General features: G+C 71.1%; 16 protein-coding genes and 1 pseudogene. 12 read left to right on the forward strand and 5 right to left on the reverse strand.

Annotated elements, in window-relative coordinates; all coding sequences use genetic code 11:
• Positions 1-27 precede the first annotated feature (27 nt).
• The 9 genes from FBY35_RS21865 (at position 28) to FBY35_RS21905 (ending at position 14,074) form a co-directional block, all read left to right on the forward strand.
• Positions 28-555 carry a phage baseplate assembly protein V gene (locus FBY35_RS21865; RefSeq protein WP_142215694.1) on the forward strand — a complete coding sequence of 176 codons (528 nt, stop codon included), beginning with the start codon at positions 28-30 and terminating at the stop codon, positions 553-555.
• Positions 552-923, forward strand: a complete 372-nt coding sequence (locus FBY35_RS21870; protein WP_260848779.1) for a hypothetical protein — start codon at positions 552-554, stop codon at positions 921-923. The genes FBY35_RS21865 and FBY35_RS21870 overlap by 4 nt, the downstream gene beginning before the upstream one ends.
• Positions 920-1,288, forward strand: a complete 369-nt coding sequence (locus FBY35_RS21875) for a GPW/gp25 family protein (protein WP_142215695.1) — start codon at positions 920-922, stop codon at positions 1,286-1,288. The genes FBY35_RS21870 and FBY35_RS21875 overlap by 4 nt, the downstream gene beginning before the upstream one ends.
• Positions 1,285-4,452 carry a putative baseplate assembly protein gene (locus FBY35_RS21880; protein ID WP_142215696.1) on the forward strand — a complete coding sequence of 1,056 codons (3,168 nt, stop codon included), beginning with the start codon at positions 1,285-1,287 and terminating at the stop codon, positions 4,450-4,452. Before FBY35_RS21875 ends, FBY35_RS21880 begins: the two co-directional genes overlap by 4 nt.
• Complete coding sequence (locus FBY35_RS21885) at positions 4,449-8,201, forward strand: putative baseplate assembly protein (protein ID WP_142215697.1); 3,753 nt, start codon at positions 4,449-4,451, stop codon at positions 8,199-8,201. Before FBY35_RS21880 ends, FBY35_RS21885 begins: the two co-directional genes overlap by 4 nt.
• Positions 8,198-10,357, forward strand: coding sequence for a hypothetical protein (locus tag FBY35_RS21890; protein ID WP_142215698.1), 2,160 nt, complete (start codon positions 8,198-8,200; stop codon positions 10,355-10,357). Before FBY35_RS21885 ends, FBY35_RS21890 begins: the two co-directional genes overlap by 4 nt.
• 41 nt (positions 10,358-10,398) lie before the next feature.
• Positions 10,399-11,991: a DUF6519 domain-containing protein gene (locus FBY35_RS21895; protein ID WP_142215699.1), complete on the forward strand. Its 1,593-nt coding sequence runs from the start codon at positions 10,399-10,401 to the stop codon at positions 11,989-11,991.
• A gap of 26 nt (positions 11,992-12,017) precedes the next feature.
• Positions 12,018-12,902: a peptidoglycan-binding protein gene (locus FBY35_RS21900; protein WP_142215700.1), complete on the forward strand. Its 885-nt coding sequence runs from the start codon at positions 12,018-12,020 to the stop codon at positions 12,900-12,902.
• Positions 12,903-13,141: 239 nt separating this feature from the next.
• A complete protein-coding gene (locus FBY35_RS21905; RefSeq protein ID WP_142215701.1) occupies positions 13,142-14,074 on the forward strand; it encodes an ornithine cyclodeaminase family protein in 933 nt (310 codons plus the stop codon).
• A 31-nt stretch (positions 14,075-14,105) separates the two neighbouring features.
• Here the strand turns inward: FBY35_RS21905 and FBY35_RS21910 are convergent, their stop codons facing one another.
• The 5 genes and pseudogenes from FBY35_RS21910 to FBY35_RS21930 form a co-directional block, all read right to left on the reverse strand.
• Complete coding sequence (locus FBY35_RS21910; protein WP_142215702.1) at positions 14,106-15,515, reverse strand: NADP-dependent succinic semialdehyde dehydrogenase; 1,410 nt, start codon at positions 15,513-15,515, stop codon at positions 14,106-14,108.
• Positions 15,516-15,532: 17 nt separating this feature from the next.
• Entirely contained in the window at positions 15,533-15,919 is a 387-nt protein-coding gene (locus FBY35_RS21915) for a hypothetical protein (protein ID WP_142215703.1), read from the reverse strand.
• Positions 15,920-16,035: 116 nt separating this feature from the next.
• Positions 16,036-16,287 (reverse strand): hypothetical protein, encoded by a 252-nt coding sequence (locus FBY35_RS21920; RefSeq protein WP_142215704.1) that lies wholly within the window; start codon positions 16,285-16,287, stop codon positions 16,036-16,038.
• 224 nt (positions 16,288-16,511) lie between these two features.
• Positions 16,512-16,877, reverse strand: a complete 366-nt coding sequence (locus tag FBY35_RS21925; RefSeq protein ID WP_142215705.1) for a VOC family protein — start codon at positions 16,875-16,877, stop codon at positions 16,512-16,514.
• Between the two features lie 100 nt (positions 16,878-16,977).
• Positions 16,978-17,349, reverse strand: a pseudogene (locus tag FBY35_RS21930) (MerR family transcriptional regulator); the annotation flags it as partial.
• Positions 17,350-17,401: 52 nt separating this feature from the next.
• Here FBY35_RS21930 and FBY35_RS21935 point away from each other — a divergent pair.
• Genes FBY35_RS21935 through scpA form a run of 3 tightly spaced genes read left to right on the forward strand, consistent with a single transcriptional unit; the run spans position 17,402 to position 22,765 of the window.
• Positions 17,402-18,691 carry an MFS transporter gene (locus tag FBY35_RS21935; protein ID WP_142215707.1) on the forward strand — a complete coding sequence of 430 codons (1,290 nt, stop codon included), beginning with the start codon at positions 17,402-17,404 and terminating at the stop codon, positions 18,689-18,691.
• Positions 18,672-20,564, forward strand: coding sequence for a methylmalonyl-CoA mutase family protein (locus tag FBY35_RS21940; RefSeq protein WP_142215708.1), 1,893 nt, complete (start codon positions 18,672-18,674; stop codon positions 20,562-20,564). Before FBY35_RS21935 ends, FBY35_RS21940 begins: the two co-directional genes overlap by 20 nt.
• Complete coding sequence (gene scpA, locus FBY35_RS21945) at positions 20,564-22,765, forward strand: methylmalonyl-CoA mutase (protein ID WP_142215709.1); 2,202 nt, start codon at positions 20,564-20,566, stop codon at positions 22,763-22,765. The genes FBY35_RS21940 and scpA overlap by 1 nt, the downstream gene beginning before the upstream one ends.
• Positions 22,766-22,767 lie beyond the last annotated feature (2 nt).

A 22,767-nucleotide genomic window follows, 5' to 3' on the forward strand; every position in this document is an offset into this window, starting at 1 on the left:
AAGACGTGAGGACCAGGAGAACTTCGCATGGCTGCAGGACCGAACAACCGGTTTCTCGGCAAGTTCCGGGGGCGGGTGATTGACAACAGGGATCCGCTCAAGCTCGGCCGGATCACGGCCCAGGTGCCGGATGTGCTCGGCGAGGAGGCCTCCACCTGGGCGCTGCCCTGTCTGCCCTTCACCGGACGGCACGCGGGTCAGTACGTCGTGCCGCAGATCGGCGCCGGTGTGTGGATGGAGTTCGAGCAGGGGGATCCCAGCTTCCCCATCTGGACGGGGAGTTGGTACGGGGACGCCTCCGAGCTGCCGCCGAGGGCGAGTGCCGAGCTGCCCGGTTCGCAGCCGGTGGTCATCCAGACGCCGGGCGATCACAAGCTGGTGATGTCGGACGTTCCCGGTGGCACGGGGATTCTGCTTGAGGCCAGGGGCGGGGCCTACGTCCAGATCGACGAGAAGGGCGTGACGATCGGCAACGGCAAGGGGGCGTCGATCGTGCTGATCGGCAACGAGGTCAACATCAACGAGGGCCGGCTGATCGTGCCGAAGAAGCGATGAGCACCAGGACCAAGGGAACGGGGAGTTACGTGTTGTCGGGGAATCTCGTGAACGGCGGCAGCGTGATCAGCTGCCCGCACGGCGGCCGCGTCGTGCCCGCCTCAGCCCCGTCGTCCGGAGTGCGGATCGACGGCCATCCGGTGCCCACAGCAGAGGACGTCTTCACGGTGAGCGGCTGCCGCCACACGGTCGGCGGCGTACCGGTGCCGTGCACCACGGTCCGCTGGACGCCGGACCGCAATGGTGTGCTCGTCGACGGCAGGGCGGTGCTGCTGGAGAGCACGTCCGCGCTCTGTTTCAGCGCCGCGCTGGTGCCGCAGGGCCCGCCGGTGGTCGCCGCGTCGGCGCGGGGGGTGTCGTCGCGATGAGGAGCGACATCGCCTTCCCCTTCCGCACGGACCGGCGGGGACGCACCGCGCACGCCGCGTTCGACGAGCATGTGCGCGATCTGATCGAGCAGTTGCTGTTCACCAGCCCCGGCGAGCGCGTGATGCGCCCCGACTTCGGCTGTGGGCTGCTGGATCTGGTCTTCACGCCCAACAGCCCGGAGCTGGCCTCCGCACTGGAGCTGTCGGTGCAGGCGTCCCTGCAGCGCTGGCTGGGTGAGCTGATCGAGGTGGAGTCCCTGGACGTGGTGAGCGAGGAGAACGTGGTCCGGGTGTATCTGCGCTACGTGGTGCGCTCCACCGCGAGCCGGCGCGACGACGTGTTCGAGGGGAGCGGCCCGGCATGAGCGGTACGAGCAAGGAGTTGGTCTGCCGTGCGGACGGCAGGCGCGCCAAGGTACGGGCCGCGCAGCTCGGCGGTGTGGATGCCGTCGAGGTCGGTGACGACGGGCTGACGCTCACCGTCACCTTCCTCGGCAAGGCGCCCCGCGGGCTGTGCCCGGAGAACGTACGTATCGACGGCGGGCGCCGGATCACAGGCATCGGGGCCGTCGAGGTGTCGGTCGAGCGCGAGGAGGACCCGGAGCTCGACGACCGGCTGTTCGTCACGCTGGACCGCACCGGCGACACGTCCCGCTACACGCTCTCCGTCGTGGACACCGATCCGTACGGGCGGCCGGGCACCGAGCCCTTCCCCGGCTTCGACCAGCGGTATTTCTCCGCCGGATTCGACTTCCGGCCCGACTGCCCGACGCCCTTCGACTGCAAGGACGAGCAGCCCGACTGCCCGCCGTCGTTCCCGGCCGCGCCGGTCATCGACTACACCGCGCGCGACTACGACTCGATCCGCCGCCTCATCCTGGACCGGCTGGCGCTCACCACACCGGACTGGGTGGAGCGCAATGCGGCCGACCTGGGCACGACGCTGGTCGAACTGCTCGCCCACACCGCCGACCGGATCAGCTATCAGCAGGACGCGGTGGCGACGGAGGCATATCTCGACACGGCCCGCCGCCGCGTCTCCGTACGCCGTCATGTGCGGCTCATCGACTACCCGATGCACGACGGCGTCAACGCGCGCGCTTTCGTCGCGGTCGAGACGGTACGGGCGCTGACGCTGCAACCCGGCACGTACCGCTTCGCGGCCGTTGACGTGCGCAGCCTCGGGCCGCGCGACAGGCCGGCGATCGGCACCGTCATCGACGACCGGGATCTGGCTGTGCTCGACGAGCGTGGATCGGTCGAGGTGTTCGAGCCGCTCGTCGCCGGCGAGCCGCTGGCGCTGCGCCCCGAGCACAACACGATCCGCTTCTGGACCTGGGGCGACGAGGTGTGCTCGCTGCCCAAGGGGGCCACATCCGCAACGCTCAGGGACGCGTGGGCGGATGAGGAGTGCTCGGTCAGGTCGCTGGAGCTGGCTCCGGGCGATCTGCTGCTGATCGAGGAGGTACGGGGGGCACGCTCGGGTACACCGGGCGACGCCGACCCCTCCCACCGCCAGGCCGTCCGCCTCACCTCGGTCACTCCGGTCGTGGACCGGCTTGCCGACCAGCCGGTGCTCGAGGTCACCTGGGCGCAGGAGGACGCGCTGAACTTCGCCGTCTGTCTGTCGACGCAGGGCGGCACGGACTGCGAGCCGGTCGAGGATGTGAGCGTGGCGCGCGGGAATGTGGTGCTCGTCGACCACGGACGCTCACTGACGTGTCGCGGCGGGACCCCGGAGACGGTCACCGTGCCTCCCGCGCCCTCCGTCCTCGGTTCTTGCGAACCGTCCGGCTTCGGCTGCTGGGACCGCAAGGAGGGCAACGCCACGGCGGATCTGATCAACGCCCGTCTGGAGCAGACCCGCTGCGGTGGGCTACTGACGGCAGGTCAGGTACGCGAGCTGTTCACCGTTGTCGGCGAGGACGAGACCGTGCGTGCGGGCCTTGGCCTGGAACTCGCGGGCCGCCGACGGGAGAAGGTCGTCCCCGGCACCGCCTATGAGCAGGCCGAGGCGCTGTCGACCTTGCTGGCTCAGGTCGTCTACCCGGGTATCCCGGCACGTTTCAGGCCGGTGTTGCAGCGCTCCCCCGTCGTCCAGGCGGTGCCGTTCCCCGACCCGCGTCATGTCTCGGTCGGACAGTCCACACGGCTGGCCGCCATCCCCGGACGGGTCCGCCGGCGTCTTGTGGAGCTGTGGCGCAGCGCCCGCGACTGCGACGGACTCACCGAGCCCGAAATCGCCGAACTGACCGTGCTGTTCGGAATCCGGGTGCTGGAGCGTCTCGAACTGCGCCGTTATCCGGTGCGCGCGCTGCGGGAGTTGCTGCACCGCAGTGAGCGGCTGCTCGCCGCGAAGCTTCGACGTCTCGAGGTGCTGACGGCCCGTGCGCGGGCCGGTGCGGTCCTGGACGACTCCATCGCCTGGGAGATCACGCACACATGGGGCGCCGAATACGCGGCGGGGACCGGTCCGGACGAGCCGGTGCTGCGGGGTCCCGCGGCCGCGCTCGTACAGGATCCGCGGGCCGCGCTTCCCGCCGTGACGGTGGGGGACGGCGAGGAATGGTGGAGCGCGAGGCGGGATCTTCTCGAATCGGGTGCGCGCGAGCGGCATTTCGTCGGTGAGCTGGAGGACGACGGCCGGATCGCGCTGCGGTTCGGGGACGGGCGCCACGGCGCCCGCCCGCGGCCGGGAGCGCGGCTGGAACTGCACTACCGGCTAGGCGGCGGCGTCGCCGGCAACGTCGGCGCTGAGGCCATCAACCATCTGGTGCTGTGCCGCGATCCAAAGGACGCCGACGCCGGGGATGCGATGCCCGTCGCGGGCGTACGCAATCCGCTGCCCGCCGTCGGTGGCACGGAGCCCGAGCCGGTCGAGCAGGTGCGCCAGCTCGCCCCGCTCGACCTGAAGCGCACCCGGTTGCGGGCCGTCACCGCCGAGGACTATGCGGCACTGGCGTCGAAGCTGCCCGGAGTCCAGCGCGCGGCTGCCGAGATCCGGTGGACCGGCAGTGTGCAGGAGGCACATGTCGCCGTCGACCCTCTGGGCAGCGGGGACGCGTCCGCGGAGCTGCTCGACTCGGTGGCGTACGCGCTGGAGAGCTACCGCCGCATCGGGCATGACCTCGTGGTGGGGCCCGCGAGGTCAGTGCCGCTGGACATCGCGCTGGCGGTGTGCGCGACGCCCGGTCATCAGCACGGCCAGATCCTCGCCGAGCTGTACCGGCTCCTCGGCAGCCGCCCGCTGACCGGGGGACGGCTCGGCTTCTTCCATCCCGACGCGCTGACGTTCGGTGAACCGGTGCGGCTCAGCCGTCTGGTGGCCACAGCTGCGGCCGTCCCGGGCGTGGAGAGCGTACGGGTGACCCGGCTGCGCCGGCTGTTCCATGAAGATCCACTCGATGACACGGCACTGGAGGCAGGCGTGCTGCGGCTCGGCCCGCTGGAGATCGCGCGTTGCGACAACGACCCGGACCGGCCGGAGCTCGGCCGGCTGTCCATCGAGCTCGGCGGAGGTGCGCGATGAGCGGCTCCTGCGGATGCGGGTGCGGCGGGCACGACGAGCGCCACGCGCCGAAGGCTCTGTACAACCCGCCGGGGCGCGCGGCCCTGAACTACCGGGTCGGCGAGTACGGTTCGTTCCTCGCGGGCATGCTGGACCGGCTTGCTTCCCCCGCCTATCCGGCACTGCGCGGGCTGACCGTCCGCACCCCGGACGATCCGTCGATCGGGCTGCTCGACGCCTGGGCGGTCGTGGGCGATCTGCTCACCTTCCACTCCGAGCGCATCGCCGACGAGGGATATCTGCGCACGGCCGACGAACACCGTTCCCTGGCTCTGCTGGGGCGTCTTGTGGGGCACCGGCCGCGGCCGGGCATCGCCGCGGACACGCATCTGGCGTACACGCTGGACCGCGATCCGCGGGCCGAGGACGTGCCGGTGCTGATCCCGCGCGGCGCGCGCGCCAACAGCGTGCCCAGCACCTCCGACGAGGAGTCGCAGGCCTTCGAGACCAGCGAGGACCTCGTCGCCCGCTGGGAGTGGAACGAGCCGGCGGTGCGCCGGCGCCGGCCGGCGCTGCTCACCCCGGACGACCTGCGGGGGCGCCCGGAGATCTTCGTCTCCGGGACCGACGCCTCGCTGCAGACCGGGGACAAGCTGCTCTTCGTCTTCGGCGGGGACAAGGACGCCCCGGGGCAGCGGCTGCTGCTCCCCGTGGCACGCGTCCGCATCGACCGGGACGACGACGTCACGGCGATCGGGCTGCCGCAGTCCGCCCCGCCCTCGCTGTCCGAGCTGGTGGCCGAGCTGCGCGAGTGGATCACCGAGGACGAGCGGGAGGCCGAGGAGGGTGAGCCGACTCCCGACAACCCCAACCCGCGCCCCGTCAGCCGGATCATCGAGGACTTCGATGCTCAGGTGCTCGCCCCGCTCCGCGCCGACCTGGCCGGGATCACGACCCCCGCGCAGTTCGCGGCGCGGCTCGTCGAGCCGCACGACCGGCTCGCCGAGGCGCAGGCGCTAGCGGCGCCGTACGAGGAAGTCGCGGGCTGGTTCGAGCAGTTGGAGGCCATGGTCGGTGAGCTGATGGAGCGGGCGGCCGATCTGGAGCCCTCCCGCCCTCAGAGCCCTGCGGCGGCTTCGGACTCGGCGGCCATGCGGGCGCTCGGCGCCGTACTGCCCGCGCTGCGCACCCGCGTGGTGCGGCCCCCGTCGGGGGCGCACACGCTGTCCCACGATCCGGGCCGGTACGTCGCGCCGGGCTCCGACCTCGGGGCACAGCTGCTGTCGGCGCTCGATCCTCGGGTCGCGGACGGTTTGTACGCGGCGTGGCGGCGGGCGGCTCCTGCTGCGCCCGCGCTGCTGCGGGAGCTTCAGGCGATGCGGGTGACCGCCGCGCCGTTCGGGGCGACGGCGCCGCTCAAGCCCGTGCAGGACGAGCACGGACGGGTGATCCGGCAGACGGACTGGCCCGTGAGCGGCGGAGAACTCACTACGATGCGGATCGTGTACGACACGGCCGGACGGGTTCCGGTGCGGGCCGAGTTCCAGCACATCGAGACCGGGTCCTCGTGGCAGCGTTCGGAGAATCTGCCCGCGGAGACGAGCTTCGGTCTGGGGCCCGGCAGGGTCTCACTGCAGACCCGGGTGGGCCAGGACCACGATCTGAGCTGGCTGACCAGGCGCCCCGCGGACTCCCAGGAACCCGGCGTGACGGCCGAGTACTCCCAAGGGCTTCCGGAGCGGACGCTGTTCGTGTCGAGGCCCGCCGAGGACGGGCGGGTGCACGTGGCCGTCCACAACGGCGAACCTCTCAACTGGCTGCTGTCGCCCGGTGACCACAAGCAGGTCACGCACGGCGGTGTGGAGGTGACCGCGCGGTACACGGTCGGCAGCGAGCCCCCGCAGGTCGAGATCGGCATCGCGACCGTGCCGGAGCGGGCGAACCGTCATGTCCTGCCGCTCGACTCCGTGCAGGACGGGATCACGGTCGGCAGCTGGGTCGCGATCGAGCGTCCCCGCAAGGGGTCCGGGGAACCCGATGGCATCCCCGGCGACAAGAAGCTCGCGCTCGTGACCACTCGGGTCACCGCCGTGCGCACCGCCGCGTACACCAACTACGGGATCACCGGCCGCGGCACCGAGCTGACGCTCGCCGATCCGTGGCTGGACGAGCACGACGTCCTGCTCTCGGCGATCCGGGACGCGACCGTGCATGCGGGCGGCGAGGCGCTACGGCCCGCAGACGAGCCACTGGGCGAGGACGTGCACGGCAATGAGCTCGAACTGGCGGAGCTGTACGACGGGTTGCGGCCCGGCCGCCATCTGGTGGTCTCGGGCGAACGCACCGACATCCCCGGCACGGCGGGGGTACGCGGCACCGAACTGGTGGTGATCGCGGCGGTGGAGCAGCAGCTCGACCCGCACCTGCCGGGCGACCATGTCCACACGAAGCTGACGCTGACGACGGACCTGGCCCACCGCTACCGCCGTGACACGGTGCGCGTGCAGGGCAATGTGGTGCCGGCGACGCACGGCGAGAGCCGTGACGAGCCGATCGGCAGCGGGGACGCCGACCGGGCCAACCAGACGTTCACGCTGTGGCAGTCTCCGCTGACCTGGCTGCCGGCCGCCAATCCCCTCGGCGCGACGCCCACGCTCGAAGTGCGCGTCGACGGGCTGCTGTGGCACGAGGTGGACAGCCTGGCAGGGCGTGGTCCGCGCGAGCGCGTTTACGTCTCGGGGACGGCCGGCGACGGGCGTACGACGGTGACCTTCGGCGACGGGGTGCACGGAGCGCGGCTGTCCACCGGGCACGAGAACGTCCGGGCCCGGTACCGCTTCGGCACCGGCAAGGCCGCCAACGTGCGGGCGGACCGCATCACTCAGGCGGTCTCCCGGCCGCTCGGCGTGAGTGCCGTCACCAACCCGCAGCCCGCCACGGGCGGCGCGGACGCCGACGGCCCGGGGCTGACCCGGCGCACGATCCCGCTGGCGGTCTCGGCGCTCGACCGGCTCGTGTCAGCCCGGGACTACGAGGACTTCGCGCGCTCGCGTGCGGGCATCGGGCGGGCCTCGGCCCGGGAGATCTTCGACGGCCGGCGCCGGGTGCTCCATGTGACGGTCGCCGGTGTCGACGACATCGCGATCGCCGAGGACTCGGAGGTTCTGCGCGCGTTGCGGTCCTCGCTGGCCGAGTACGGTGACTCGCGCCTGCCGGTGAGGGTGGATGTGCGCGAGCTGGTGCTCCTGCTGCTCGCGGCGAAGGTGAAGGTCGCGCCCGACCACACCTGGAGCGTGGTCGAGCCGCGGCTGCGTCGGGCGCTGCTGACCCAATTCGGCAGCGGGCGGCGCGAGTTGGGCCGTCCCGCTCGCCTGTCCGAGGTGCTGGCGACGGCGCATGCGGTGCCCGGTGTCGACTATGTCGACGTGGATGTGTTCACCGGTGTGCCCGCGTCAGTGACGCCCGACGGGCTGACCGGGCTGGCGAGTTCGCTCGGCCGGCCGCGCACCGCGGTCGGAGCCCGGCTCGCCGAGTACGACGAAGCAGTGCACCGCGTCACCGCCGACGACGGCGAAACGCTCAAACAGATCGCCGCACGGCACGGCATCGCGCTCGCCGAACTGCTGCGGCTGAACCCGGACATCACCGACACCCGGCGGCTGGAGAAGGGCCGGGCCGTGTTCGTCTTCCGCGGCATCCGGCCCGCTCAGCTCGCCCTGCTCTCCCCGCATGTCGCGGACACGCTGATTCTGACGGAGGTCACCTCATGACCAGGGAACCGGACGGCCTCGCCGATCTGCTTCCGCAGTGGCACCGCCTGCGGGACGCCGAGGGCGGGGAGCCGCTGCGCGCCTTGCTCGCGGTGATCGCCGAGCAGGTCGACCGGGTGCGGGACGGAGTCGAGCAGGGGTACGAGGACTGGTTCGTGGAGACGGCGGCGCCCTGGGTGCTGCCGTATCTCGGCGATCTAATCGGCTACTCCCCGCTGCCGGGCTACGAACGTGTGCAGGCGCAGGGTCTTCAGGGCGAGGGCGGGGACGATTCGCGCCTGCGGCTCGCCGAGGCCCTGGCGCCGCGCCGCGATGTGGCCGCCACACTCGCCAACCGGCGCCGCAAGGGCACCCTCGCCCTCCTTGAGGAGCTGGCCGGGGACGTCGCCGGATGGCCTTCGCGGGCCGTGGAATTCTCCCGGCTCGTCTCCCACCAGCAGCCGGTGAAGCTGTACGGATCAGGCACCGCGGCCGCCAACGCGCGCCGCCTGGAGCGCGGCAGGCTCGTGGACGTACGCGACGGTGCGACCCTCGATCTGGCGGGCGGGCCGTTCGGGGCGGTGGCCCAGTCGGTGAATGTGCGGCGGGCCGACTCGGCACGCAGGCAAGGAGGCTACTCGCCCGCCGGGGTCGGTCTCTTTGTCTGGCGGCTGAAGCCGTACCACGTGACCGGTGCGCCCGCGTACTGCATCGACCGGGCCCGCAACCTGTACACCTTCTCGATTCTTGGCAATGACACTCCCCTGGTGACCAAGCCGGTCCCAGAGTCTTCGGCCACGCATGTCGCGACGATCGACAATGTGCCCGCATACATCCGGCGCCGGCAGCTCGCCGACCGGCTCGCGGACTACTACGGGCCGGGCAAGAGCTTCACGATCTGGCGCGACGGTCAGGACGAGCCGGTGCCGCTGTCGGACATCGTGGTGGCGGACCTGACCCACTGGCGCTACCGCCCCAAGCGCGGCCAGGTGGCGGTCGATCCGGCGCTCGGCAGGATCGCCTTCGGTTCGCGGTCCGCTCCGCGACAGGGCGTCTGGGTCACCTACCACCACGCGTTCGCGGACGACACTGGCGGCGGCGAGTACCCGCGCGAGCGTGAGACGCCGACGGCGGCGAAGGTCTACCGGGTCGGCCCGGACCAGAGTTATCAGCGGATCATGGACGCGTACAACGACTGGCAGCGCGAGCGGCGTTCGGGGCTGTGCGGCCCCGAAGGCGTCATCGAGATCGCGCACAGCGGCGCCTACCAGGAACAGCTCGACTTCGATCTGGATCCGGGCGACCGTCTCGAGGTGCGCGCCGCCGAGGGCACCAGGCCCGTCATCCGGCTTCTCGACTGGTACAGCAACCGGCCCGACGCGCTCAACATCCGCGCCCGGGAGGACCGTGAGGGTGAGCCGCCTCGCATAGTGCTCGACGGTCTGCTGATCACCGGTCGCGGGCTGAATGTCACCGGTCCGGTGGGCGCGGTATCACTGCGGCACTGCACGCTCGTACCGGGCTGGTCGCTGGAGCCGGAGTGCCATCCGCACTCCCCCGACGAACCCACCCTGGTCCTGGACCGCACAACGGCGTGCGTGTCGATCGAGCGCAGCATCCTCGGCACCATCGAGGTCATCGGCGACGAGGTGAACCACGAGCCACTGCCCATCCACATCCGCGACAGCATCCTGGACGCCACAGGCCACGACCGGGCGGCGCTGTCCGCCCCGGACTGCCGCCACGCGCACGCCGTGCTGCACGCGCACCGCACCACCGTCATCGGGGAAGTCCACACCCATGCCGTGGAGATCGCCGAAAACAGCATCTTCACCGGCCGGATGCAGGTGGCGCGGCGAGGCATCGGCTGTATGCGCTTCTCGTACGTGCCGCCGCTCTCGCGCACCCCGCGCCGCCACCGCTGCCAGCCTGACCTGGCGGGCCGTCAGAATGCCCAGCTGGTCCGCCCGCTGTTCACCAGTGAGCGCTACGGCACGCCCGCTTACGGGCAACTCGCGGCGGCCTGTGCGCAGGAGATCAAGCGGGGCGCCGAAGACGGTTCCGAGATGGGCGCGTTCCACGACCTGTACCAGCCGCAACGCGAGGACAGCCTGCGGGCCCGGCTCGCCGAGTACACCCCGGCCGGTACCGACGCCGGGATCATCCCCGTCACCTGACACGACATCTACTGCCCAATCTTTGAGGGGGACCCCTTCCCATGCACGCAGACATCTCCCGCAGCACCTACCGGCCGGACCAGCACTACTCGGCGGTGATCGCCCAGCAGGGCCGTGTTCAGCTGGACGCCGATGCCAATGAGCAGACCGCGATCCAGCTGGCGCAGGCCCGTACGACTGCCGCCGATCTGATCGGACAGCACGGCGGGCCGCTCGGCGCAACCGGCTTCGAGCTCCATTTCGTGGGCGGGAGCCGGGAGTTGGACGACCTGTCCATCGGCGGCGGGCGCTATTACGTGGACGGCATCCTGCTGGACGCGACCCGCCCGCAGCCGGGCGTCCCGGTCGTGGACGACGCGCACGGCGCCGAGGAGGGCGAGAAGGAGGAGCCCGCCGACGCGCCCGCACCGGCCGCGCCGCCTGCCGCCTGGACGTACTGGGACCAGCCCGACGGACACCGGGACCCCGAGCGTCCCGGTGACCGGCTGCCCTCCCAGTTCCCGTATCTCGCCTACCTGAAGGTGTGGGAGCGCTCGGTCACGGCGGCCGAGGACCCGTTGCTGCGTGAGGTCGCGCTCGGGTCCGCGATGCCCGACACCGCGGCCCGGCTGAAGGTCGTGTGGCAGGTCCTTCCGCTGCCCGGCTCGCAGCTGGAACTGGAAGACGGGGCGACGAAGGACCAGGTACGGGCGGCCTTCACGAAGTGGGCTGCCGCCCAGGCGCCCGGCGCCCGGATGGCGGCGCGCAGCGAGCGTCCCGAGCACGCGGCCGAGGACCCGTGCCTGGTGAAGCCTGACGCCCGCTACCGGGGCCAGGAGAACCAGATGTACCGCGTGGAGATCCACGAGGGCGGCGTGGCCAAGGACGCGACCTTCAAGTGGTCGCGGGAGAACGGCTCGGTGACCTTCCCGGTCGACCAACTCGACGGCACCTGGGTGGAGCTGGCCTCCCTCGGCAGCGACGACAAGCTCGATCTGAACGTCGGTGACTGGGTCGAGTTCGCGGACACCGCCTACCTCAGCCGCAACGAGCCGCTGCCGCTCCTGAGGGTCGAGGAGCTCGACCTGCCAGGGCGCCGGGTGCGGCTCTCGGCCGAGCCGGACCCGTCGGTGGGGCGCCGACCGGAACTCCACCCCTTCCTGCGGCGCTGGGACCACCGTTCGGGCTCCGGGCGCGCCGGCGGCTCCGGCCGTACGAAGCAGGGCGCGGCAAAGCTGCGTCATGGAGCCCTGCGGATCGAGGAGGGCGGCTGGCTCCCGCTGGAGGACGGTGTGTTCGTCTACTTCGAGCCCGGCAAGGCCTATAGGACGGGCGACTACTGGACCGTCGCGGCGCGCACCGCGACGGGTAATGTCGAGTGGCCGACGGACGCGGCTCGCCGGCCGCTCCTCCAGGCCCCGGCGGGCAACCACGTCCACTGTGCGCCGCTCGCCTGGGTGCTCGGCGAGGGCTCGGTGGCCGACCTGCGCCAGACGTTCGCCCCGCTGGCGGCGCCCATCCCGGCGGCCGACGCCGAGGCGCTGGCGGCAGAGGCCGAGTACGAGGCGGAGGCAGCGGCTGCTGAGAGCACGGCGGCGGGCGGTTCGGGCCCCGGCACTGCGGGGCAGGACCTCGAAGGACAGCCCGACCACTGACGTAGCACCTGGAAAGGAACATCACGATGGCAACGCCTCTGACCGCCTCCCAACTGGTCAAGGTTCTGCGTGACGAAGGGCTTCAGGTCGTCGAGGAGCGCAGCTGGCGCACACACAACCGCAACCACAAGGGGCCCTGGGGCCCCATGCGCGGCGTGATGATCCATCACACCGTCACCTCGGGCACCCAGAACTCCGTGAACATCTGCTATGACGGCTACCCCAGCCTGCCGGGGCCGCTGTGCCACGGGGTGATAGCCAAGGACGGCACGGTCCACCTGGTCGGCAACGGCCGGGCCAACCACGCCGGACTCGGCGACGACGACGTCCTGCGCGCGGTGATCAACGAGACCGCCCTGCCCTCCGACAACGAGGCCAACACCGACGGCAACCGCTATTTCTACGGCTTCGAGTGCGTCAACATGGGCACCGGCTCTGACCCTTGGCCCGCGGTGCAGCTGGAGGCGATCGAGAAGGCGGCGGCGGCGATCTGCCGGGCACACGGCTGGACCCACCGCTCGGTGATCGGCCACAAGGAGTGGCAGCCGGGGAAGGTCGACCCGCGCGGGTTCACGATGGACTCGATGCGAGCCCGGATCAAGGCGCGTCTGGGCGGCAGCCCGGACGGCCCGCCGAAGCCGCCCGCGCCGAAGCCGCCGGCGACGTTCGAGCCGTTCCCCGGCGCCGCCTTCTTCGCGCCGGGGCGGCGCAGCCCGATCATCACGGCGATGGGCAAGCGGCTGGTGGCGGAGGGCTGCGGGCGCTACGAGGAGGGGCCGAGCCCGCACTGGTCGGAGGCCGACCGGAAGTCGTACGCGGCATGGCAGCGGAAGCTGGGGTTCTCGGGGAGCGATGCGGACGGGATCCCGGGCAAGTCGAGCTGGGACAGACTGAAGGTGCCGAACGTCTGACGGCGCTTTGGACCTTGCCGGGGCTCCGCCCCCGAACCCTCGCGCCTCAAGCGCCGGCTGGGCTGAAGTGTTCGGCCCAGCCGGCGTTTGAGGACACGCGCGAAGCGCACGGGGGTCTGAGGGCTTGCCCCAATTACGGGAGGGCCGGGTGGGGGGTAAACGGCCCGGACGGTGCCACGGGCCGCCCACGCGGGCCGGTAACGTTCCGCCCCGCAAGGGCCCCGCACCGGAGGACCGCCATGAGCCAGCCCACCGTCATCGACGCCGACGGCCTCCGCGCCGCCCTCCCCATGCCCTCCGCCATCACGGCGATTCAGCACGCCCTGTACGACGGGCTCGACCCGGAGGCCGACCCGGCCAGGTGCGTCGTGCCGGTCGAACACGGGCAACTGCTGCTGATGCCCTCGCACTCCCGCCGCTATGCGGGCGTCAAGATCGCCACCGTCGCCCCGGGCAACCCCGCGCTCGGACTCCCCCGGATCCAGGGCAACTACCTGCTGCTGGATGCCGGAACACTGAGCCCGCTGGCGGTGCTCGACGGTGTCGCGCTGACATCGATCCGTACCGCCGCGGTATCGGCGGCAGCCGCCGATCTGCTGGCCGTGGCGGAGCCCGAGCACCTCGTCGTCTTCGGCACCGGCCCGCAGGCACACAGCCATGTCGAGGCGCTGCGCGCGATTCGCCCGACGCTGCGGCACATCACGGTCGTCGGCCGCGACGAGGTCCGGCTCGCTGCTTTCCTCACCCAGTACGACGGCGATGCGGACCTGATCGTGGAGGCGGGGACTCCCGGCGCCGTGGCACGGGCCGACCTGGTCGCCTGCTGCACCACGGCCCGTACTCCCCTCTTCGACGGCTCGATCCTGCCCGCGCAGGCGACGGTCGTCGCCGTCGGCTCGCACGAGCCCGACGCGCGCGAGGTCGACGACGAGACCGTGCGGCGGTCGACGGTCGTGGTCGAGGCGCACGGGGCCGCGCTGCGCGAGGCCGGTGACGTCATCCTCGCCGTCGGCTCGGGTGCGCTGGACGCCGGTTCCCTGGTGGGCCTGGCGGACCTGGCGCGCGGCACGGTGCAGGCCGACACCTCCCGGCCGCGGCTCTTCAAGAGCGTCGGCATGGCCTGGGAGGATCTGGTGGTCGCCGGGGTCGCGTACGAGTCCCGCCAGGGATAGACCTCGGGGTCGGTTCCGGCGGTCCGTGGCTTCAGCGGCTCGCCGAGGGCTCCGCCCCGTGCCACACCGTGGTGATGTTGCAGAACTCACGGATTCCGTGACCCGACAACTCCCTGCCGTAGCCGGAGCGTTTGACGCCGCCGAAGGGCAGCGCGGGATGGGAGGCGGTCATGCCGTTGAAGAAGACTCCACCAGCCTCCAGGTCGCGGGTGAAGCGGGCCACCTCCCCGTCGTCGCGTGTCCACACATTGGAACTCAGCCCGAAGGGCGTGTCGTTGGCCAGATTCACCGCCTCGTCGACATCGGCCACCCGGTACACGGTGGCCACCGGGCCGAATGCCTCCTCGTGGTGGATGCGCATCTGGGGCTTCACATCGACGAGGACCGTGGGCTCGTAGTACCAGCCGTGGTCGAACTTCTCGGGGCGCTGTGCCCCGCAGCGGGCCGTGGCCCCCAGGCGCAGGGCGTCGTCGACGAGCTCCTCCAGGTCGGCGCGGCCCTGTTCGGTGGAGAGCGGACCGATGTCGGTGGAGTCCTGCATCGGATCGCCGACGGTCAGCTTCCGCATTCCCGCGGTGAAGCGCTCGCAGAAGTCCTCGTAGACATCGGCATGGACGATGAAGCGCTTGGCCGCGATGCAGGACTGGCCGTTGTTCTGCACGCGGGCGGTCACCGCGGTCTGCGCCGCGCGATCGATGTCGGCCGAGGGCATCACGACGAAGGGATCGCTGCCGCCGAGTTCCAGCACCGTCTTCTTCACCTCGTCACCGGCGATCGCCGCCACGGACCGGCCGGCCGGCTCACTGCCCGTCAGTGTCGCGGCGGCAACCCTCCGGTCGCGCAGCACTCCCTCGACCGCGCCGGATCCGATCAGCAGCGTCTGGAAGCACCCCTCCGGGTATCCGGCGCGCCTGAACAGCTCCTCCAGGTAGAGGGCGGTCTGGGGCACGTTCGACGCGTGCTTGAGCAGTCCGACATTGCCCGCCATGAGGGCGGGGGCGGCGAAGCGCACGACCTGCCAGAGGGGGAAGTTCCAGGGCATGACGGCCAGCACGACGCCCAGCGGACGGTAGTGGACGCTCGCCCGAGTGGCCCCGGAGTCCTTCACATCGACGGTCGAGGGGTTCTCGTCGGCCAGGAGCTGCTCGGCGTGGGCCGCGTACCACCGCATGGCCTTCGCGCACTTGGCCGCCTCTGCACGGGCGGCCGTGACCGGCTTGCCCATCTCGGTGGTCATCGTTCGGGCGATGGACTGCTGATCCTCTTCCAGCAGGCTTGCGGCGCGGTCGAGCAGTTGGGCCCGCTCACCGAAATCCGTGGTGCGGTGCTTGTGGAAGGCGATCACGGCGAGCGCGAGACGACGCTCGATCTCGTCAGGCCCGAGCGCGTCGAACGTCCTCAGCGTCTCACCGGTCGCGGGATTCACGGTGGCGATGGGCATGGCAGGTCCTCCTCGAACTATCCGCTGCCGCTCTCCAGAAGAATCTGGACGTCCTTCTCCTGGTCACCCGCAGCCATGCCCTGCGGCTTGACGGCGAAGGCGTCGGCCAGCGTCTCGGTCATCCGGTCCACTCCCCAGTAGGTTCCCTGGAGATCCACTCTGACGGGCGCCGTCAACCGCACCGGTCCGGGCTTGGCGTGCGAGGGCGACACCTCGAAGGTCGAGGTCCACACGCTCGTGTGGACGTCCGAGGTGTCGTGGGAGGTGTAGTCGGGTACGTCGTTGTCCGCGCGGTCCGAGGCGAACGACTGCCTCAGCAGCCGGAAGACGCTGTGTGCGTCCTCCTTGGCGCAACTGCTGAGCGTCACGACGACAGGTGTCGTGTACTCCTGGGTGCTGTTCACGGTGATTCCTGCCTCTCGGGATCCAGTGCTGTGCCCTCCGTCGCGGGGCGGGCTCGCTCCACCGAAGGGTGCGCCTCCTCCAGACTCACCCGGTCAGGCACCGTCTGCGACCGGACTCAGCCGGAAGGCTCGTCCGGCACGGGCTGCTCAGGGTGCACTGCGCCACTGCGCGGCTCTCCGCTGCGGCCGGCGCCCGACTCGTCCATGTCCGGAAGGCTCGCGTCGGGATTCTGTGTGTCCTCGTCCGCGTCCTGGCCGCCGACTGTCTCCAGCGGGTCGCCGTCCTCCTGCGCCTGCTGGTCGGGCGGATCACGGGGCACCTGAGTGTCAGGGTCCTCTTCGGCGCTGTGAGGCCGTCGGTCGGTCATGGGTCCTCCTTCTTGCAGGCTTCTTGCAGGACGCGCCACTGGCCTGGAATGCATCCTCGGACGCCGGGCGGGTACCCGCACCGCGTGCGGCCAACCGGACGTACCGATGCCGCTTTGCGGCTCTTCCCGCGCTGCGCCGAACGACTGAGCGAGGGCGGCTCATCGAGACCCAGGTCTTCTTCGGCGGCCGCGTTCACGGCCCGTAACCGGAGCGGCCGACGGGATCAGGTGTTCTTGGGCGGCTCGTGCAGGCCGAAGGGTGAGCCCTGGTCGTCGCGGCAGAGAGTGAACCGGCCGAAGCGGAGGACGCTCTCGTCGTCGCTTTCCGCGTCGAAGTCGTCGACCGTGCCGCCCAGTTCACGGACGCGGTCGAGAGCGGCCTTCATGTCGTCGACCCTGAAGAAGAGATACGGGCTCGCGCCCGCGTCGCCGCCGTGCACTCCGCCGGGGACGTTGGGCGTGCCGATCGCATAACCCCCGCCCTCGTTCGGGCCCGGTTCGAAGGTCCAGCCGAACAGTCCGCCGTAGAACGCGCGGGCTGCCTCGAAGTCGCCCACGCCCAGTTCGAAGAAGGAGATCTCACCGGCCATCGCGGGTCCGCCTTCCGTACGCAGACTGTCGGTCCCACCGTGTGCATCCACGGTACGGCCGCCCCCGCACACGTGCACCCGGCCCGCCCACCCCGTCAGGGGGGGAGGTGTCCGGCCGGACCGCCGCGAGATAGGCCAGGATCGCGTCGCGGTTGCGCGCCAGACACTCGATGCGCTGCTGGATCCGGTCCGCCTCGCCCCGCAGCAGCGCCGCGGTCTCCTCCGTCAGGCACTCGGGATGGACATGGATCTCGTCCGGCTCGGTGAGGAAGGGCAGGATCCTGCGGATGATCTCCGTGGTCAGGCCGGAGTCGAGCAGCCCGCGGATCTGCTGGACCCGGTAGACGGCAGACGCCTCGTAGGCGCGGTAGCCGTTCTCGGCCCGCTCCGGGTGCAGCAGGTCCTGTTCCTCGTAGTAGCGCAGCATCCTGGTCGGGACGCAGGTGCGCCGGGACAGTTCGCCGATCTTCATGGCTCTGCTTCTCCTTGCCTTCACACTGATGTGAAGGTCTCACGATGGTCGCATGTCGACCGCAACCGTGCCGCCCACGCCCGAGCCGCCCGCGCCCAGGCTGCCCCTGTCGGGGCTGCTCGCCCTGTTCACCGCGGCCTTCACCGCAGTGATGACCGAACTGCTCCCGGCCGGTCTGCTGCCCCGGATGAGCGAGGACCTACAGGTGACGCAGGGCCGCGTCGGGTTCCTGGTCACCGGGTACGCAGCCGCCTCGTGCCTCGCCGCGATTCCCCTGACCGCCTCGCTGCGCTCGCTGCCCCGGCGGCCGGTGCTCGTCGGCGCGCTGCTCGGGTTCGCGCTCTGCAACACGGTCACCGCCCTCTCGTCCTCGTACGCCCTGACCTTCGGGGCCCGGCTGCTGGCGGGTGCGACGGGCGGGCTGCTGTGGGCGATGCTGGCCGGTTATGCGGCCCGGATGGTCCCCACCGCGCGCCGCGGCCGGGCCATGGCGATCGTCCTCGCCGGGATCACCGTCGCGCTCTGCGCCGGAATCCCAGCCGGAACCGCGCTGGCCGCTGCGCTCGGCTGGCGCGTCGCGTTCGCCTCGCTCGCCGTCCTCTGTGTGGTCCTCGTGACCTGGGTACTGCGAAAGGTCCCCGGCTTTCCGGGCGAGGCGGCCGCCGGGAGCATGTCGCTGCGCCGCATCGCCACACTGCCCGGGATCCGCTCCGTACTTCTCGTCACCCTCTTCCTGCTGCTTGGCCACCAGACGATGTATACGTACATGTCGCCGCTCGCCGAGCGTGCGGGACTCGGCAACGCGGGTCCGGCCCTCCTCGTCTTCGGCCTCGCCACGGTCGCCGGAATCGGGACCGTCGGCGTTCTCGTCGACCGCCACCTCCGTTCGGCCCTGCTGACCGCGCTGGCGCTGATCGCGGCCGCGACGCTCGTCCTCGGTCTTCTCGGACAGGCTCCCGCCGCCCTGCTCATCGCGGCGGCCGTGTGGGGCGGGGCCTTCGGCGGGGCGCCCACGCTGTTGCAGACCGCGCTGGCCGACTTCTCGGGACCCGCACACGCGGACGTGGCCACCTCCCTGCAGGCCACCGTCTACAACATCGGCATCGCCGCCGGTTCCCTCACCGGGGGAATCGTCCTGGAAGGCTCCGGCGTGGGCGACTTGCCCTGGACCGCGCTCCCGCTGATCCTGACCGCACTGGCCACCACCTGCGCGGCCCGCCGGATAGGCCATCGCGGCCGAAGGATCAAGGGCGGTCCTGAGAGTGCAAGGTCACAGCCTTCTCCCCTGCTGCACCTTTGCGCCCTTGACCTAGCATCTGAGCATGACGGTCCTCCCCGATGACGGGTTCTCACTGGCCGCCGAATTCCCGGATGCGACCCACGAGCAGTGGCAGCTGCTGGTGGCTGGCGTGCTGCGCAAGGCAGGCAAGGACGCCCCGGACACGGCGGCCGATGAAGTGCTGTCCACGGCCTTGGAGGACGGGCTCGCCACCCGCCCTCTGTACACCGCGGACTCGGCACGCGACGGCGCGGACGGCGCCGGCTATCCGGGCTTCGCCCCCTTCACCCGGGGCGGCAGGCCCGAAGGCGGCGCGGTCTCCGGCTGGGACGTACGCCAGCGCCACGACCGGCCCGATCCGCTGCGGACGAACGAGGCGGTGCTCGCGGACCTCGAGAACGGGGTCACCTCGCTCTGGCTGTCCGTCGGCGCCGCCGGAATTCCGGTCCCGGCGCTCGCCGCCGCCCTGGAGGGCGTCTATCTCGACCTCGCCCCGGTCGCACTCGACGCGGGGGCCGAATTCGACGCCGCGGCACGGGAGTTGCTGCGCCTCTACGAGGAGCGGGGCGTCGCCCCCGAGGCCGCGCTCGGCAATCTCGGCGCCGACCCGCTCGGGCACGCCGCCCGCACCGGCCGGCACGAGGACATCACGGAGCTCATGGCCGCGGCGGCCGAACTCGCCCGGCTGTGCCACACGACGTACCCCGGCCTGCGGGCACTGACCGCCGACGCGCTGCCGTACCACGAGGCCGGCGCCTCGGCCGCCCAGGAGCTGGGCTGTTCGCTGGCCACCGGAGTCGCGCTGCTGCGCGAGCTGACCGCCGCGGGAATGAGCGTCGAAGCGGCCTGCGGCCAGCTGGAGTTCCGCTACGCGGCGACGGCCGACCAGTTCCTCACCATCGCCAAGCTGCGTGCCGCGCGGCGCGTGTGGGCCAGGGTCGCCGAAGCCTGCGGCGCTGACCCCGCCGCGGGCGCCCAGCGCCAGCACGCGGTGACGTCCCCGGTGATGATGAGCCGGCGCGACCCCTGGGTGAACATGCTGCGCACCACGGTCGCCTCCCTCGCCGCGGGCGTCGGCGGGGCCGATGCGGTGACCGTGCTCCCCTTCGACCACGCGCTCGGACTGCCCGACGGCTTCGCCCGCCGTATCGCCCGCAACACCTCGACGATCCTGGTCGAGGAGTCGCATGTGGGCCGCGTCATCGATCCGGCAGGCGGCTCCTGGTACGTGGAGCAGCTGACGGACGAGCTGGCGCAGGCCGCCTGGGCCTGGTTCCAGGAGATCGAGCGTGCCGGGGGCCAACAGGCCGCTCTGCGCGACGGTCTGGTGTCGACGCGCATCGCCGCCACCTGGGAGAACCGTAAGAAGAACCTCGCCAAGCGGCGCGAACCGGTCACCGGGGTCAGCGAATTCCCGATCCTGACCCAGCCGCCGGTCGAGCGCGAACCCGCGCCCGCGGCCCCCTGTGGCGGACTGCCGACAGTGCGCCGCGACGAGGCCTTCGAAACGCTGCGGGCCCGCTCCGACGCGCATCTGGCGGCGACCGGTGCCCGGCCGCGCGTCTTTCTGGCGGCGCTCGGCCCGGCGGCCGCGCACACCGCACGCGCATCCTTCGCCGCCAACCTCTTCCAGGCGGGCGGCATCGAACCGGTCCATGACCCGGTGTCCGTCGACGCGGCCTCGGTCGCCGAGGCGTTCACCGCCAGTGGAGCGAGCGTGGCGTGCCTCTGCTCCAGCGACACGCTCTACGCCGAGCAGGCCGCGCCGGTGGCCGAGGCGCTGAAGGCGGCCGGAGCTCTGCGGGTGTTCCTCGCGGGCCGTCCCGGCGAGCAGCGTGAGACGTATGTACGGGCCGGAGTCGACGAGTTCGTCGTCGCGGGCGGCGACGCTGTCGCCGTCCTGACCTCCGCGCTGGACCGGATGGGAGTGGCGTGATGAGGATCCCCGACTTCTCAGGTATCGAGCTCGGGCCCGGCAGCGCGCCTCGTGTGTCCGAGGACCAGTGGCGCAGCGCCGTCAAGGAGTCCACCGGCAAGGGCGCGGGCGATCTGGTGTGGGAGACACCCGAGGGCATTCCCCTCAAGCCGCTGTACACGGACGAGGACCTGGCCGGGCTGGACTTTCTCGGCACGTATCCGGGCATCGCGCCCTACCTGCGCGGGCCCTACCCGACGATGTACGTCAATCAGCCGTGGACGATCCGTCAGTACGCCGGGTTCTCCACCGCCGAGGAGTCCAACGCCTTCTACCGGCGTAATCTCGCCGCCGGGCAGAAGGGTCTGTCGGTCGCCTTCGACCTGCCGACCCACCGCGGCTACGACAGTGACCATCCCCGAGTGACGGGCGATGTCGGTATGGCCGGTGTGGCCATCGACTCGATCTACGACATGCGGCAGCTCTTCGACGGTATTCCGCTGGACCGCATGAGCGTGTCGATGACGATGAACGGCGCGGTCCTTCCGGTGCTGGCGCTGTACATCGTGGCAGCCGAGGAGCAGGGCGTACCGCCCGAGAAGCTGGCCGGGACCATTCAGAACGACATCCTCAAGGAGTTCATGGTCCGCAACACCTATATCTATCCGCCCCGGCCCTCGATGCGGATCATCTCGGACATCTTCTCGTACACCTCGCAGAAGATGCCCCGCTACAACTCCATCTCCATCTCCGGCTATCACATCCAGGAGGCCGGTGCGACGGCCGATCTGGAGCTGGCGTACACGCTCGCCGACGGCATGGAGTACCTGCGGGCCGGCATCGGCGCGGGACTGGACGTGGACGCCTTCGCGCCACGGCTCTCGTTCTTCTGGGCGATCGGCATGAACTTCTTCATGGAGATCGCCAAGCTGCGTGCCGCGCGGCTGCTGTGGGCCAAGCTGGTGAAGACGTTCGACCCGCAGAACCCCAAGTCGCTCTCGCTGCGCACCCACTGCCAGACATCGGGCTGGTCGCTGACGGCGCAGGACGTGTTCAACAACGTCACCCGCACCTGCGTGGAGGCGATGGCCGCGACCCAGGGGCACACCCAGTCCCTGCACACCAACGCCCTCGATGAGGCCCTGGCCCTGCCGACCGACTTCTCCGCGCGCATCGCCCGCAACACCCAGCTTCTGCTTCAGCAGGAGTCGGGCACCTGCCGGGTCATCGATCCCTGGGGCGGCAGCGCCTACGTCGAGAAGCTCACCCACGATCTCGCGCGCCGCGCCTGGCAGCACATCGAGGAGGTCGAGGCCGCCGGCGGCATGGCACAGGCCATCGACGCGGGCATCCCCAAGCTGCGCGTGGAGGAGGCCGCGGCCCGTACGCAGGCCCGTATCGACTCCGGACGCCAGCCCGTGATCGGCGTGAACAAGTACCGCGTCGAGACCGACGAGCAGATCGATGTGCTCAAGGTCGACAACTCCTCTGTGCGCACCCAGCAGATCGAGAAGCTGCGCCGGCTGCGCGCGGAGCGGGACGAGAACGCCTGCCAGGACGCGCTGCGCGCGCTGACCGCGGCCGCCGAGTCGGGCCCGGGCTCGGGCCTTGAGGGCAATCTGCTGGCGCTCGCGGTGAACGCGGCCCGTGCGATGGCGACCGTCGGTGAGATCTCCGACGCCCTGGAGAAGGTGTACGGGCGGCACTCGGGACAGATCCGTACGATCTCCGGTGTGTACCGGAACGAGGCAGGGACGTCACCCGCTGTGGAGCAGACCCGCACGCTGGTCGAGGAGTTCGAGCAGGCCGAGGGCCGCCGTCCGCGCATCCTGGTCGCCAAGATGGGCCAGGACGGTCACGACCGCGGCCAGAAGGTGATCGCCACGGCCTTTGCCGACCTGGGCTTCGACGTGGATGTCGGCCCGCTGTTCCAGACGCCGGAGGAGGTGGCCCGCCAGGCGGTCGAGGCGGACGTCCACATCGTCGGCGTGTCGTCGCTGGCCGCGGGACATCTGACCCTCGTACCGGCGCTGAAGGAGCAACTGGCCGCCGAGGGACGGGAGGACATCATGATCGTGGTCGGCGGGGTGATTCCGCCCCAGGACGTCCAGACGCTGCACGAGGCCGGAGCCGCCGCGGTCTTCCCGCCCGGCACCGTGATCCCCGATGCGGCGCAGGACCTGGTGAAGACGCTGGGCGCCTCGCTCGGCCACGAGTTGTAGGA

It is taken from the genome of Streptomyces sp. SLBN-118, assembly GCF_006715635.1.
GTDB lineage: Bacteria > Actinomycetota > Actinomycetes > Streptomycetales > Streptomycetaceae > Streptomyces.

Excerpts from the sequence above, each read along its gene's own strand:
- FBY35_RS21865 (WP_142215694.1), top strand. The coding sequence starts at position 28 with ATGGCTGCAGGACCGAACAACCGGTTTCTCGGCAAGTTCCGGGGGCGG.
- FBY35_RS21870 (WP_260848779.1), top strand. The coding sequence starts at position 552 with ATGAGCACCAGGACCAAGGGAACGGGGAGTTACGTGTTGTCGGGGAAT.
- FBY35_RS21875 (WP_142215695.1), top strand. The coding sequence starts at position 920 with ATGAGGAGCGACATCGCCTTCCCCTTCCGCACGGACCGGCGGGGACGC.
- FBY35_RS21880 (WP_142215696.1), top strand. The coding sequence starts at position 1,285 with ATGAGCGGTACGAGCAAGGAGTTGGTCTGCCGTGCGGACGGCAGGCGC.
- FBY35_RS21885 (WP_142215697.1), top strand. The coding sequence starts at position 4,449 with ATGAGCGGCTCCTGCGGATGCGGGTGCGGCGGGCACGACGAGCGCCAC.
- FBY35_RS21890 (WP_142215698.1), top strand. The coding sequence starts at position 8,198 with ATGACCAGGGAACCGGACGGCCTCGCCGATCTGCTTCCGCAGTGGCAC.
- FBY35_RS21895 (WP_142215699.1), top strand. The coding sequence starts at position 10,399 with ATGCACGCAGACATCTCCCGCAGCACCTACCGGCCGGACCAGCACTAC.
- FBY35_RS21900 (WP_142215700.1), top strand. The coding sequence starts at position 12,018 with ATGGCAACGCCTCTGACCGCCTCCCAACTGGTCAAGGTTCTGCGTGAC.
- FBY35_RS21905 (WP_142215701.1), top strand. The coding sequence starts at position 13,142 with ATGAGCCAGCCCACCGTCATCGACGCCGACGGCCTCCGCGCCGCCCTC.
- FBY35_RS21910 (WP_142215702.1), bottom strand. The coding sequence starts at position 15,515 with ATGCCCATCGCCACCGTGAATCCCGCGACCGGTGAGACGCTGAGGACG.
- FBY35_RS21920 (WP_142215704.1), bottom strand. The coding sequence starts at position 16,287 with ATGACCGACCGACGGCCTCACAGCGCCGAAGAGGACCCTGACACTCAG.
- FBY35_RS21925 (WP_142215705.1), bottom strand. The coding sequence starts at position 16,877 with ATGGCCGGTGAGATCTCCTTCTTCGAACTGGGCGTGGGCGACTTCGAG.
- FBY35_RS21935 (WP_142215707.1), top strand. The coding sequence starts at position 17,402 with ATGTCGACCGCAACCGTGCCGCCCACGCCCGAGCCGCCCGCGCCCAGG.
- FBY35_RS21940 (WP_142215708.1), top strand. The coding sequence starts at position 18,672 with ATGACGGTCCTCCCCGATGACGGGTTCTCACTGGCCGCCGAATTCCCG.
- scpA (WP_142215709.1), top strand. The coding sequence starts at position 20,564 with ATGAGGATCCCCGACTTCTCAGGTATCGAGCTCGGGCCCGGCAGCGCG.